Below are 12,973 nucleotides of genomic sequence, written 5' to 3'. Positions count from 1 at the left end.
ACCGCGCCGGGCACGAGACTTGCTTTCTCCTCTGGGGCAACGGGAGGCAACACCATGGCTGAAGCGCAAGGCGGACGTTCGCTTGTCGTCGACGCCGTCACCCACCGCTACCCGAGCGGCGCGCTCGCGGTCGAGAACATCAATCTCGACATCAAGGGCGGGGAGATCATCGCCCTGCTCGGACCGTCCGGCTGCGGCAAGACCACGCTGCTGCGGATCATCGCCGGCTTCATTGCGCAGAGCCAGGGGCGGATCATCATCGGCGACGACATCGTCGACATGCTGCCACCGAACCGCCGCGCTGTCGGCATCGTGTTCCAGAACTACGCGCTATTCCCGCACCTCTCGATCAGCGAAAACGTGGCCTACGGGCTAGCTGCCCGCGGCATCGACAAGGCAACGCGCCAGCGCGAGGCGCAGCGCCTGCTGGAGCTGGTGCAATTGCCGACCATGGCCGAACGCCTGCCGCGGCAGCTCTCCGGCGGCCAGCAGCAGCGCGTCGCGCTCGCCCGCGCGCTCGCGATCAAGCCGTCGATCCTGCTGCTCGACGAGCCCTTTGCTGCACTCGACAAGAATCTGCGCCTCGACATGCAGATCGAGGTCAAGCGGCTGCAGCGCGTCTCCGGCATCACCACGCTGATCGTGACGCACGACCAGGAAGAGGCACTGTCGATGGCCGACCGCGTTGCCGTGCTCAGCCACGGCAAGCTCGAGCAGTTCGGTACGCCGTCGGACGTCTACGACCGGCCGCAGACGCTATTTGTGAATACCTTTGTCGGCTCGACCAATCGCATGCCCGGAATCGTGGTCTCGGCGGATCGCACCGCGGCAAAGATACGCCTCGATGCCGGCGCGGAGATCATCGCGCGGCCGGCCGCCGGCGCCCTCACCGAGGGCGGCCGCGTCACCGTGTGCATCCGGCCGGAGCATCTGCAATTCGTCGGCGACGAGACCGGCTTTGCCGGCGTGGTCGGCATGTCCTTGCCGCTCGGGGCCACCGTCGTGCACGAGGTCACGACAGCAGACGGCTCCGGCGTCAAGATCTCCCAGGCGCGTATCGGCGAGACGCGCGCGCTGGAGAGCGGCGCCGCCGTGCGGCTCGCACCACTCGCCCCTTCGCTCGCCAACGCATTTCCCGCAACGCTTTAGTTCCTGTCCGAAACGCTTTTGATCCAGTTCACACGGAGTTCGACATGATCCTCAATCGCCGCAGCCTGATGACGACGGCCCTCACGCTCGGGGCCATGAAGGCGTTTCCCGGACTGAGCTTCGCTCAGGCCCGTCCGCTGGTGTTTGCGACCTTCACCGGAAGCTGGGAGGAAGCGCACAAGGCCGTGCTGGTGCCGGCTTTCCGCAAGGCCAACGCCGATGCCGCGATCGTTCTCGATCCCATGCTCTCGGTCGACCAGATCGCCAAGGTCAATGCCGCAAAGGCCAATCCGCCGATCGACGTCATGCTGCACGATCCCGGCCCTGCCCTCGTCGCCATCGGCCAGGACTTGGTCGAGCCCTATCCGGTCGAGAAGAGCGCCTATTACAAGGATCTGATCGCCGAGGCGCAGGAGCCGATGGGCCCTGCCCCGTTCTTCCAGGTCGTCGGCCTCACCTACAACCCGGAAGCCGTTAAGACGCCGCCGACGTCATGGGCCGATCTCTGGAAGCCCGAGTTCAAGGGCCGCGTCGGCATCACCAACCTCAACTCCACGCTCGGCACCGGCTGGCTGGTCGAGATCGCCAAGATGCGCGGCGGCTCGGAAGTCAATATCGATCCTGGGTTCAAGGCGCTGGAGGAACTCAAGCCCAATCTCGCCGCGGTGGCCGCCAATCCCGGCGCGCTCGCGACCCTGTTCCAACAGGGCCAGATCGACATCTCACCGGGCAATTTCAACGCCATCCAGATCCTCAAAGCCCGCGGCGTGCCGGTCGAATTCGTGGCGCCGAAGGAAGGTGCCATTGCCTTCAAGACCACCATCCACATCGTCAAGAACTCGCCGAACCGCGAGCTTGCCTTCAAGCTGATCGAGGCGGCGCTGACACCGGAAGTGCAGACCACGCTGATGAACCCGCCTTATCTGATCGTGCCAACCAACTCCAAGGTGACGATGGGCGGCGAGATCGCGCGCGTGCTCGCCAAGGACACCGCGGAGCTGAAGAAGAAGTTCGTGTTCCAGGACTGGAAGAAGATCAACGAGCAGCGCTCGGCCTGGATCGAGCGCTTCAACCGCGAGATCAAGATCTAGCGCAGAGACCGGACGATGGGCGCAGCACCGGCATCACGAGACGTCACGTCCTACGGGATGGGATTGGCAGCGCCGCTGGCGGTGTTCTTCCTGCTGTTCTTCGTCGCGCCCCTGCTGCAACTGTTCTGGCTCTCGCTGCACAACGACACGGCCGGGCTCCATTGGGGGCTCGGCCAGTACCTGCACTTCCTCACCGACCCCTTCAGCCTCAGCGTGCTCGGCTCGACGCTGCTGCTGGGGGCCGAGGTAACGGCCGTCTGTCTCGTGCTCGGCTTTCCGATCGCCTGGCTCTATCAGCGGGTCGGACCGAAGTTTCAGACCGTCATCATCCTGATCGTGCTGCTGCCGCTCCTGACCAGCGTGGTGGTGCGCACCTTCGCCTGGATCGTCATCCTGGGCCGCCAGGGCATCATCAACGCGACGCTGCAATCCCTGGGGCTCATCGATACGCCCCTGAAGCTGCTCTACACCCAATTCGGCGTCGTGATCGCGCTGGCGCAGGTGCAGATGCCGCTCATGACGCTGCCGCTGATCACCGCGCTCGGCCGCATCGATCCCAATCTCGACGATGCCTCCTGCTCGCTCGGCGCCGGAAGCTGGCGCACCTTCTTCCTCGTCGTGCTGCCGCTGTCGCTGCCCGGTGTGATCGCCGGCTGCACGTTGACTTATGCCGCTGCCATCACGGCCTTCATCACCCAGTCGCTGGTCGGCGGCGGGCAGATGCTGTTCATGCCGATGTATCTATATCAGCAGGCCTCGACGCTGCAGAACTGGCCGTTCGCGTCGGCGATCTCGATCATCTTCCTGCTGGCCGTGCTCGCGGTCGTCTCGGTCTTCACCACGCTCGGCCGCCTGTCGCGCGGCTATGGAGGGGCATGATGAGCGGACGCAAGCGCACCCTGGAGGCGCTCGGCTTCGAGCTGGTCATGACATTGGTCGCAATTATCGCGCTGATGCTGATCATCGCGCCGTCACTCGTCGTCCTGATCGTCTCCTTCACCAGCGGCTTCTCGCTGAAATTCCCGCCGCCGGGCTATTCGTTGCGCTGGTACGCCGAACTCTGGGATGCCTGGCAGCTGCACTTCGCGGCGAAGAACAGTCTGATCGTCGCACTGTGGGCGACGGGTTTGTCCGTGGTGCTCGGTGTCGCCGCGGCGCTCGCGATCTCGCGCTCGCAGACGCTGTCGGCGCGGCTGCTCGATTCCCTGTTCATGTCACCGCTGGTCCTGCCTGCGCTGGCTTTTGGCCTCGCCGCCCTCATGCTGTTCTCGCTGGTCGGCCTGCCGGTATCGCCGCTGACGCTGGTGATCGGCCACACCGTGGTCTGCGTCCCTTACGTCGTGCGCAATACGGTCGCTGCGCTGGCCCAGCTGGAGCCGACCCTGCTGGAAAGCTCCGCGGTGCTCGGCGCGAGCCGCCTCTACACGTTCCGGCGCATCGTGCTGCCGCTGATCCGACCCGGCATCATCGCCGGCGCCTTCATCGCCTTCATGTCATCGTTCGACAATGTGCCGGTCTCGCTGTTCCTGCGCGACGCCGCCACCGACATGCTGCCGATCCGGATGTGGCAGGACCTCGAGGGCAAGCTCGACGTCACCATCGCCGCGCTGTCGGGCGTCCTGATCATTGCGACCGTGGCGCTGGTCGCGGTGATGGAGCGTGTCACGGGCTTGTCGCGGCGGCTGACCAACTGATCAGGCCCCGCGGAACAGCGAATAGCCCCAGCGCGTGAATTTCAGCGGCAGATGAAAATGTTCATCGACGTGCTTGATGCGAAAGCGGAACGGCGCCACGGTCAGGAAACCGTCGCTATCGCCGAAGAACTCGCCGAGATGAAACAGCACTTCATAGTCGCCAGCCGTCACGCCCGCGCCTTGCGCGATCGCGTGATCCAGCACGCCGTTGGCCCCCAGCCGCCCGTCGGCGATGCGCAGCGAGTCCGGATCGATCCGCCAGATCTCGACGCGCAGACCCTGCGCCGGCCGGCCGCTCGCGACATCGACTGCGTGAATGGAAATGCCGCCTGCCATCATGCTTCTCCCTCGAGTTCGACTGCATGGTAGACGGAAACACAGTCGCCAGGCCAGCGCCCGCGCTGCTGCCGGCCCTGGGGGCGATGACCTCGCTCCAGGCCCTGGTGGCGCTCGCGCTGTTCGCGCCGGGTGTAGTCGCGCCCCGCGCCCATATCGAGGTTTGGCAGCTCTCGATGTTCTCCTGCGCGGTGTTCGCCGTCGGCATCCCCGCCTCGTTCTGGGGCGGCGGCTTCATCGCGCGGCTGGGCTCGCTCCGGATCGCCAGCCTCTGCGCGGCGGCCGTCGTCGTCAGCACGACACTGGCCTCGCTCGGCACGACAGCGGCCCTGCTCGCTGCGGGCCTCTGTCTCGGCCTTGCCTTCGGGCCGGAGACGCCGGCCAGCGCGGCGCTGCTGGCGCGCCTCGTCACCGCCGAGCGGCGCGCCTTCGTGTTCTCGGTGCGCCAGACCGGCAACCAGATCGGCGCCGTCTGCGGCTCGCTGGTGCTGCCGGCCATTGCCGTCTCGCTCGGACCCGCCTGGTGCTATGCAGCTGTGGGTGCCTGTGCAGTGCTCGCGATCCTGCTGTTCGAGCGGCTGCGGCCGGCCTATGCCGACAAGGCCGTCCCTGCGCCGGAACTCGGTCTCCTCGCCCGGCTGGCGCTCGTCACCGCCGACCGGCGCATCGCGATGCTGGCGCTGGCCTCGATGCCGTACAGCGCGATGCAAGTGTCACTCAACACGGTCTTCGTCACGCTGGGCACGCGCGAACTCGGGCTCAGCCATATCGAGGCCGGGATGGCGCTCGCTTGCGCGCAAGCCGGCGGCCTGGTCGGCCGGCTCGGCTGGGGCTTTGTCGCCATGCGGCTCAACGCCTCGCGCGCCGTCCTCGTCGTCATCGGCCTCGGTATGGCCTTCTGCGCCGCGCTGCTCGGCCTTGAGGGCGCTTCGCTTGGACGCACCTGGCAATTCGCGATGGCCGGGCTGTTCGGCCTGACCGCGTCGGGCTGGAACGGCGTCTTCGTCGCCGAGATCGCGCGCCTCGCGCCGCAGGACCGGATCGGCGAGACCACCGGTGCGGTGCTGACCGCGTCCTATGCCGGACTGCTGGCGGCGCCGGCCGTGGTTTCGCTCCTGGACGGCTTGGCCGGGCTCGGCGCGGCGTTCTTCGCCTTGGCGTGTCTCGCCCTCTGCGGCACAGTGGCGCTGATCTGGGGGGGCCATGACAAAGCGGACAAATAGCGCGCGCGAAATTGCTGCCGACGTCATCGCGGGGCGGACGACCGCTGTCGAGACCGCCAAGGCCGCTCTCGGACGCATCGAGGCCGCCAAGCCCTTAAACGCGGTGGTCACGGTCGATCCCGATCGCACGCTCGCCGATGCCGCCGCGGTCGATGCTCGCCTGCGCGCCGGCGAGACGATGCCGCTCGCCGGCGTCCCCGTCATCGTCAAGGACAACATCTGGGTCGGCGGCTGGCGCATCACACAGGGCTCGCGCCTGTTTGCCGATTTCATCGCGGCGCGCGATGCCATCGCGGTCGAGCGCCTGCGCGAGGCCGGAGCTGTTATCGTCGGCATCGGTGCGACCTCGGAATTCGCCTGCAAGGGTGTGACCACCTCGCCGCTGTATGGGCCAACGCGGCATCCCCTCGATCCCACGTTGACGCCCGGTGGCTCATCGGGCGGCCCGGCCGCCGCGGTTGCGGCCGGCCTGGTGCCGCTTGCGATCGGCACCGATGCGGGCGGCTCGAGCCGCAGGCCGCCGGCCCACGTCGGCGTCGCCGGGTTCAAGCCGTCCTATGGCGCGATCCCCTATGGGCCCGGCTTCGCTGAACCGTTCTTCGGCCTCTCCGTCATCGCGCCGATCGCCAATGACATTGCAGATATTGCGCTGGCGTTCGAGGCCATGGCCGGCACCGATCCGCGCGATCCGGATTCAGCCGGCATCGCTCAAGAGGTCAAAGACATCGCTGGCCTACGCATCGCGTTCTCGCCACGCCTTGGGCTCGACGTCGCGGTCGATGACGTTGTCGCCAACGGGCTGGTTTCCGCCATCGCGCGTCTCTCCGCCGCGGGCCTCAGCATCGCGCAGCGCGATCCTGTGTGGCCGGCGGGCGCGACGGAAGAGGCCATCATGCCGCTTCAGCACGCCGGCCTCGCCGCACTCTATCGAGACGCCTTCCGCGAGGATCCGACGGTCTTCGATCCTGATATCGCGAGGCAGATCGAACAAGGCCTATCGTGGTCGGGTGCCGACGTTGCCGGTGCACTGGTGGCAAGCGCCGCGATCGCCGATGCTTTCGCGGCATTCTTCACCGACATCAATCTGCTGCTGGCACCTACCGTCCCCTGCGTCGCCTGGCCATTCACCCAGCTCGGACCCGACATGATCGGTGGCCGCGCGGCGAGCCCGCGCGCGCATGCGATGTTAACGCCCTTTGTCAATCATGCCCGCCTGCCGGCAATTTCGCTGCCGTGCGGAACGGATCAGTGCGGACTTCCATTCGGCCTTCAGATCATCGCCGCGCGCGGACAGGACCGCACGCTGCTTGAAGCAGCACAAGAGATCGAGGCCACGTTGCGAACATAAATCCTGCCGTCAGTCGCAGTCGATGAAGCGGCACAAATTCGTGCATGAGCGTTTTCCGGTGGAGACCTTGCTCAAGTCCCGGGATAAGACGCTCGTTCCTCTTGCACTCACCTGCGCGCTGACGCCGCGCCATGTGCCAGGCGGCCATGACCCTCACGGCTCGGGCTCGCTCGGCCGCTGAGCTTGAACGCAAGATTCGATCCGAACGGATCGGCGCGCCGGCGCCCTCACTTCCGATACCGATGCGCCATCTCGACGATGCGTCGCCCTGCGGCCATCGCCGCGGTGTGATCTTGAGAGAAATTCAGCCTTATGTTGTTCGGACAAGGACCGAACTCCGTTCCAGCCGTCACGATAACGTCGGCCTGATGGCGCAACAACCGCACGAAGTCCTGGAGTCCGACCCCGAGCGGAGGCAACGTCGGAAACAGATAGCTGCCCGCCTGCGGCTCGCGGGTAGGCATGCTGCCATCACGAAGGACACCGAGAAGATCGTCGCGGATCGCTTGATGTCGAGCAATTCGCTCCTCAAGCCAACCTTTAGGCTCGCGAAACCAGGTACGAAGGACCGCCTGATTGTAGCCCGCGGCGCGCAGCGAGACGATTGCCTGCAGCTTTTCCATTCGCTCGATCACCGCAGGTGCGCCGAACGCGATGCCCAGTCGGTAGCCACTCAAGGATTCGGTCTTCGAGGGACCCATGATGGTGATGACGCGGTCCTCCGGCAAGCCGGCGGCGCGGATATGTGCGTAATTCTGGTTCGCATAAAGAAGCCGTGAGTAGAGCTGATCGGCGATGATCATCACGTCGAATGCGGCGGCAAAGCCGGGCGACCTCACCGATCTCCCGCCGGGAATAGACGGCTCCGGTCGGATTGTTCGGATTGGAGAAGAGAAATACCCGCGCGCCGGCTTTGAATGCGTCCTCGAGCTGCGCGAGGTCAAGTCCGAATCCGGCGACGTGCCCAGATAGTCCATCCTCACCGGGACGGGATACCTGCCGACGAATTCGACGAGCTTGCTATTGGCGAAGTAGTCCGGCTGGACGATCGCGACCTTATCGCATCCAGGTCAAGGTCAGGCAAGAGGCGGACGAAGCAGCGCGGCTGCGCGTCGCCGAGAAGGACCAGACCATCGAATCGATGACGCGCACTATTGAGGAGCTGAAGCGCAAGGCCGAGCAAGGTTCGCAACAGTCTCAGGGCGAAGTTCTGGAGCTCGAACTCGAAGAGCTTCTGCGCGGCAGATTTCCTACCGATACGATTGAGCCGGTCGGCAAAGGCGAGCTTGGCGCCGACGTGATTCAGCAGCCATCCTCGACGAGCCATCGGCAAATCGTATGCAACAAGATGGACACCGGTGCGGGCGGCGATAAGCCACGGGATGCGCCCGTCTAAGGCGCTCAAGGAGCGCAGCACGCAAGGCGCGCTCATAGAACAGAAGTGGGAAAACGCCGGCTATGTCGGGCGGCTCTGACCCAGAAACAACAAGAAAGCGGTTCTGTCGGGAGCCCCTCTAGTCGTCTTGGCCTCCGTCAAGACTCTTGGAGTAGATCACAATGCCGCGAGTGGACTCATCGGCTGGCCGCCAAAAAACACCGTTTGAAAAACCGTTTTGGTCCGGTCGTCTCAAACGGTTCGCGAGGGTAAGTCCTTGAAGAACTTGGTGGGCGCACCAGGGCTCGAACCTGGGACCCGCTGATTAAGAGTCAGCTGCTCTACCAACTGAGCTATGCGCCCGAAAAGGCCGGTCAAAGCCTTGCGAGGCCGGTCGTTTAGCAAAGCGATCCGGGTCTGGCAAGCGACCGGCCGCAAGTTTTCCAAGGTTCTTCCACAGCGCCGGAAAAGCGAAAAGCCGCTGGATTCCAGCGGCTTCGCCAGGGTTGATCCCAGGGGCTGATTCCCCGCAAAACCCACCTCGTTCAGAGCCGGCCCTCGCGGTCGCGGCCCTCGCCGGCGTCGCGGCCATGGTGGAAATGCTCCATGCCATGCCCCATCATGCGGTCCATGCCGCGCTCCATGAAGTGGCGGTGCCGCGGGCCGTCCTCGCCGCCACCGAACGGGCCGCGGTGGCGGGTCAGCACGGCGAGGCGCCGCTTCTGGCCCTCGTCCAGGGTCTTGTAGAGCGGATCGGCGGCGTCGGCGATCTTCTTCAGGGCCGCGGACGTCGCGCCCATGTCCTCGGCACGCTGGCGCAGACGGACGACCGGATCTTCCACCCTGTCGGCGTCCTTGCCGGCATCGCCGGGGCCGGCATTCATCCGCGCATTGGCGCGGTCGATGCGCAGCTTGGCGAACTCGCGCACGGCAGCCTCGACCGGCGGCCACAGCTTCTCCTGATCGGCGTTGAGCTTCAGCCCGGCATGGACGGCGGCGATCCGCGCATCGACCAGGGCGGCGCGATCCTCGGGGTTCATGCGCATGTGACGGACGTGCTCCATCCACGGGCGATGGTATTGGGCGTAGACCGCGCCTGAGCCGGCGATGCTGAGCACGGCGATGGCGGCGATGGTGAACTTCTTCATCCGAACCTCCTCTGGAAGGATGTTCATGAAGATGGGCGCGGTGCGGCTGACGCGCAACTTACAAGTTGGACAGGGAGCGCGTCCTTACCAAGATGTAACGAGCGATTTTACCGCCGCAATCGGAATCGTTCGCAACAAAAAGGCTTCCGTGCAGACCGCACGGAAGCCTTCGCTCGTCGTTATACGGATCAGTTGGTCGTGCTCTTGGCCTCTTTGAGGAATTCGTCGATCAGCGGCTGACCGATGCGGCTTGCGGCATCCTTGTAGACCGGCTCCATGGCCTTGCGCATCGCCTCGCTCTGCTCCGCCGTGAGCTTGATGATCTCGCTCTTGCCGCTCTTCTTGATTTCGGCAAGCGCGTCGTCGTTCTCCTTCTGCGACTGCGTGTTGCCGAAGTCGGTCGCTTCCTTCATCGCCTTGTTGAGCTGGTCGCGGATGTCGGCCGGCAGATCGTCCCAGAACTTCTTGTTCACGATCACGACGTAGCCGATATAGCCGTGATTGGTCTCGGTGATGTACTTCTGCACCTCGTGCATCTTCTGGGTATAGATGTTCGACCAGGTGTTCTCCTGGCCGTCAACCACGCCGGTCTGCAGCGCCTGATAGACTTCCGAGAACGCCATCACCTGCGGCAGCGAGCCGAGCGCCTTGAACTGGGCCTGCAGCACGCGCGAGGACTGGATGCGGAACTTGACGCCCTGATAGTCGGCGGGCGTGATCAGCTTCTTGTTGGCGCTCATCTGCTTGAAGCCGTTGTCCCAATAGGCAAGGCCGCTGATGCCCTTGGCATCCAGCAGCTTCAGCAGCCGCGCGCCGAGCGGCCCCTCCGTCACCTTCCGGAGCGTCTTGATGTCGGGCAGGATGTAGGGCAGATCGAACACCTCGAACTCGCGGATGCCGAGCGGTCCGAACTTGGAGTTGGAGGGCGCCAGCATCTGCACGCTGCCGAGCTGGAGCGCCTCGAGCTCTTCCTTGTCCTTGTACAGCGTCGAGTTCGGATAGACCTCGACCTTGACCTTGCCGCCGGTATATTTCTCGGCCAGCTCCTTGAACTTCTCCGCCGCCTTGCCCTTCGGCGTGTCGGTGGCGACGACGTGGCTGAACTTGATGATGATCGGCGATTGGGCCGATGCCGGCCCGGCCAGCCCGAGTGCCAATGCCGCGATGGACGCGGCGATCGCGAAGGTGCGCATAATCTCTCCCTGGTGCTATTTGGGCCGCCCAGCATGCGGGCGGCCAATCCTCTTGCCCGGCTGCATTCATACAGGCCGGCCTCGCCAGAGGCTATTGGCCGTTAGCAGGGCAGCCATCTCTCAGACGGTCATTCCGGGGCGATGCGAAGCATCGAACCCGGATCTCGAGATTCTCAGGTGCGCAATTGTGCACCATAGTTCGCCTCGCCGAGGCGCCCCGGAACGACAAGCTTCGCTTGTCAGCTCGCCGCGGCCGTCGTCACGGTGTCGCGCTGGCGCTTCATGACGATCTTGTTGAGCGCGCCGAGATAGGCCTTGGCCGAAGCCACCAGCGTATCCGGATCCGCCGCGCGCGCCGTCATCGAACGGCCGTCCTGCGACAGCCGCACCGACACTTCCGCCTGCGCGTCGGTGCCCTCGGTGACGGCGTGGACCTGGTACAGCTCCAGCTTGGCCTCGTGCGGCACCAGGCGCTTGATGCAGTTGAACACGGCATCGACCGGACCGTTGCCCTCGGCCTCCTCGATTCTGATCTGGCCGTCGACGTCGAGCTTCATGGTCGCGCGCTGCGGGCCGTGGGTGCCGGCGATCACGGTCAGCGAGGCCAGCTTGATGCGATCGTGCGAGGCCGCCATCTCCTCGTCGACCAGCGCCTCGATGTCCTCGTCGTAGATGTCCTTCTTGCGGTCGGCCAGCGCCTTCATCCGCGTGAAGGCATCCTCCAGCTGGTTCGGGCCGAGCTTGTAGCCCATCTCCTCCAGCTTGTGCACGAAGGCATGGCGGCCCGAATGCTTGCCCAGCACCAGCGAGGACTGCTTCAGGCCGACCATCTCCGGCCGCATGATCTCGTAGGTCGAGGCGTCCTTCAGCACGCCATCCTGATGGATGCCGCTCTCATGCGCGAACGCGTTCCGGCCGACGATGGCCTTGTTGTACTGCACGGGAAACGAGGTCGCCGCCGAGACCAGCTTCGAGGCGCGGGTGAGCTGGGTGGTGTCGATCTTGTTCCAGTAGGGGAATTTGTCGTTGCGCACGTTGATCGCCATCACGATCTCTTCGAGCGCGGCGTTGCCGGCACGCTCGCCGATGCCGTTGATGGTGCACTCGACCTGACGCGCGCCGCCGACGATACCGGCCAGCGAGTTCGCGACCGCCATGCCGAGATCGTTATGGCAGTGCACGGAGAACACCGCCTTGTCCGAGTTCGGCACGCGCTCGATCAGCGTCTTCATGAAGTGGGTGTATTCCTCCGGCACCGTGTAGCCGACGGTGTCGGGGATGTTCACCGTGGTGGCGCCGGCCTTGATCACGGCCTCGACGATGCGGCACAGGAAGTCCATCTCGCTGCGGGTGCCGTCCTCGGCCGACCATTCGACGTCGTCAATCTGGTTGCGGGCGCGCGCGACCATGGCGACCGAGGTCCTCGAGCACTTCTTCCGGCGTCTTGTTCAATTTCACCCGCATGTGCAACGGCGAGGTCGCGATCACGGTATGGACGCGGCCGCGCTTGGCGAACTTCACCGCCTCGGCGCAGCGGTCGATGTCGGCCGGATGGGCGCGCGACAGGCCGGCGATCACGGAATTCTTGGAGCGGCGGGCGATCTCGCTCACCGCTTCGAAGTCACCCTGCGAGGTGATGGGGAAGCCGGCTTCGATGACGTCGACGCCCATATCGTCCAGCAGCTCGGCGACCTCGAGCTTTTCCTCGAAGGTCATGGTGGCGCCGGGGCACTGCTCGCCGTCGCGCAGGGTGGTGTCGAAAATGATGACGCGGTCCTTCTCGGACTTGTTCACGGTGGCCATTTCAGATTTCCTTTTGAGCTTTTGCGCCGTTCAGGCCGTCTTGGTCCCTGGCGCTTGAGGTGTCCGGTGATCTCGACCAACCCCTGAGCGCCCAGGCGCATGGCGCCCAGCCGGCCCTCAGGGGCAGCTAAGAAGCCCGCCAATAAGCAGGGTGGGCAGCAGCGCGGCCGGGATCGTGGCGGCGGCCAGAGCCACCTCCCCCGAAATCCCCTCGATTTGGCCGCGAATCAGCATTGCCGGACCCTTTGAGCCCTCAAATCCTCGGTCAAAACCGTTGACGGTTGGTTGCCGGGGGGCTCACTGGCCCGTTTCTAGACGAGAAATGGCCGCAACTGCAACGCCAAAAGATGGTCAAGGGAGCTGACCTGGTTGGGGCGCAGGTCCCCATGTCCCGGACACACCGCAACGCAAAACCGTTGCGGTGCAGAGCCGGGACCCAGGGGCGCCACGTCACCATGCGGATGGATGGGCCCGGCTCCGCAGCGGCATTGCTCTTTCGGCTACATCTCGCTTGCAGATATGTCTTATCGTTGTCGCGGCGGATCCCGCCCGAGCTTTGCAGCATCTTCGTCCCTCTCGATCCAAGAGGGCGCAGGGAAGGCCGGGTGCTGAC

The 12,973-nt window shown here is 65.0% G+C and carries 10 protein-coding genes, 1 tRNA gene and 3 pseudogenes; 7 read left to right on the top strand and 7 right to left on the bottom strand.

The window, feature by feature from the left end; genetic code table 11:
* The first annotated feature begins 54 nt into the window (after positions 1 to 54).
* From ACETMP_RS31585 to ACETMP_RS31570, 4 genes are read left to right on the top strand one after another with little or no spacing between them, the layout of a single operon-like run.
* Positions 55 to 1,149 carry an ABC transporter ATP-binding protein gene (locus ACETMP_RS31585; RefSeq protein WP_375159195.1) on the top strand — a complete coding sequence of 365 codons (1,095 nt, stop codon included), beginning with the start codon at positions 55 to 57 and terminating at the stop codon, positions 1,147 to 1,149.
* 44 nt (positions 1,150 to 1,193) lie between these two features.
* The gene (locus ACETMP_RS31580; RefSeq protein WP_375159194.1) at positions 1,194 to 2,240 is read left to right on the top strand and encodes an ABC transporter substrate-binding protein; all 1,047 of its coding nucleotides are present in this window, start codon (positions 1,194 to 1,196) and stop codon (positions 2,238 to 2,240) included.
* A gap of 15 nt (positions 2,241 to 2,255) precedes the next feature.
* The gene (locus tag ACETMP_RS31575) at positions 2,256 to 3,119 is read left to right on the top strand and encodes an ABC transporter permease (RefSeq protein ID WP_375159193.1); all 864 of its coding nucleotides are present in this window, start codon (positions 2,256 to 2,258) and stop codon (positions 3,117 to 3,119) included.
* Positions 3,119 to 3,934 carry an ABC transporter permease gene (locus tag ACETMP_RS31570; protein ID WP_375159192.1) on the top strand — a complete coding sequence of 272 codons (816 nt, stop codon included), beginning with the start codon at positions 3,119 to 3,121 and terminating at the stop codon, positions 3,932 to 3,934. The genes ACETMP_RS31575 and ACETMP_RS31570 overlap by 1 nt, the downstream gene beginning before the upstream one ends.
* Here the strand turns inward: ACETMP_RS31570 and ACETMP_RS31565 are convergent, their stop codons facing one another.
* A complete protein-coding gene (locus tag ACETMP_RS31565; protein ID WP_375159191.1) occupies positions 3,935 to 4,270 on the bottom strand; it encodes a hydroxyisourate hydrolase in 336 nt (111 codons plus the stop codon). It abuts the gene before it with no gap.
* A 26-nt stretch (positions 4,271 to 4,296) separates the two neighbouring features.
* Here ACETMP_RS31565 and ACETMP_RS31560 point away from each other — a divergent pair, with 26 nt between their 5' ends.
* Positions 4,297 to 5,493, top strand: coding sequence for an MFS transporter (locus ACETMP_RS31560; RefSeq protein ID WP_375159190.1), 1,197 nt, complete (start codon positions 4,297 to 4,299; stop codon positions 5,491 to 5,493).
* Complete coding sequence (locus ACETMP_RS31555; RefSeq protein WP_375159189.1) at positions 5,474 to 6,841, top strand: amidase; 1,368 nt, start codon at positions 5,474 to 5,476, stop codon at positions 6,839 to 6,841. The genes ACETMP_RS31560 and ACETMP_RS31555 overlap by 20 nt, the downstream gene beginning before the upstream one ends.
* Before the next feature lie 227 nt (positions 6,842 to 7,068).
* Here ACETMP_RS31555 and ACETMP_RS31550 read toward each other — a convergent pair whose 3' ends face one another.
* Positions 7,069 to 7,680 carry an aminotransferase class I/II-fold pyridoxal phosphate-dependent enzyme gene (locus ACETMP_RS31550; protein WP_375159188.1) on the bottom strand — a complete coding sequence of 204 codons (612 nt, stop codon included), beginning with the start codon at positions 7,678 to 7,680 and terminating at the stop codon, positions 7,069 to 7,071.
* Between the two features lie 43 nt (positions 7,681 to 7,723).
* Positions 7,724 to 7,849 (bottom strand): annotated as a pseudogene (locus ACETMP_RS31545) (hypothetical protein); the annotation flags it as partial.
* 55 nt (positions 7,850 to 7,904) lie between these two features.
* Here ACETMP_RS31545 and ACETMP_RS31540 point away from each other — a divergent pair.
* Positions 7,905 to 8,159, top strand: a pseudogene (locus ACETMP_RS31540) (DUF2130 domain-containing protein); the annotation flags it as partial.
* Between the two features lie 344 nt (positions 8,160 to 8,503).
* On the opposite strand, the gene ACETMP_RS31535 reads toward ACETMP_RS31540, so the two are convergent.
* From ACETMP_RS31535 to ACETMP_RS31520, 4 genes and pseudogenes are all read right to left on the bottom strand, one after another.
* Positions 8,504 to 8,579 (bottom strand) — tRNA-Lys (locus ACETMP_RS31535).
* Between the two features lie 182 nt (positions 8,580 to 8,761).
* On the bottom strand, positions 8,762 to 9,364 hold the full coding sequence (locus ACETMP_RS31530) for a Spy/CpxP family protein refolding chaperone (RefSeq protein WP_375159187.1): 603 nt from the start codon (positions 9,362 to 9,364) through the stop codon (positions 8,762 to 8,764).
* 188 nt (positions 9,365 to 9,552) lie between these two features.
* Complete coding sequence (locus ACETMP_RS31525; RefSeq protein ID WP_375159186.1) at positions 9,553 to 10,557, bottom strand: TRAP transporter substrate-binding protein; 1,005 nt, start codon at positions 10,555 to 10,557, stop codon at positions 9,553 to 9,555.
* Positions 10,558 to 10,796: 239 nt separating this feature from the next.
* Positions 10,797 to 12,360: pseudogene (locus tag ACETMP_RS31520) on the bottom strand (2-isopropylmalate synthase).
* Between the last annotated feature and the right edge of the window lie 613 nt (positions 12,361 to 12,973).

The organism is Bradyrhizobium dasycarpum (assembly GCF_042019905.1).
In the GTDB taxonomy this organism is placed as follows: Bacteria; Pseudomonadota; Alphaproteobacteria; order Rhizobiales; family Xanthobacteraceae; genus Bradyrhizobium; species Bradyrhizobium japonicum_B.
The sequence above is the reverse complement of the archived record's forward strand: the minus strand, read 5'-3'. Positions and strand labels throughout refer to the sequence as shown.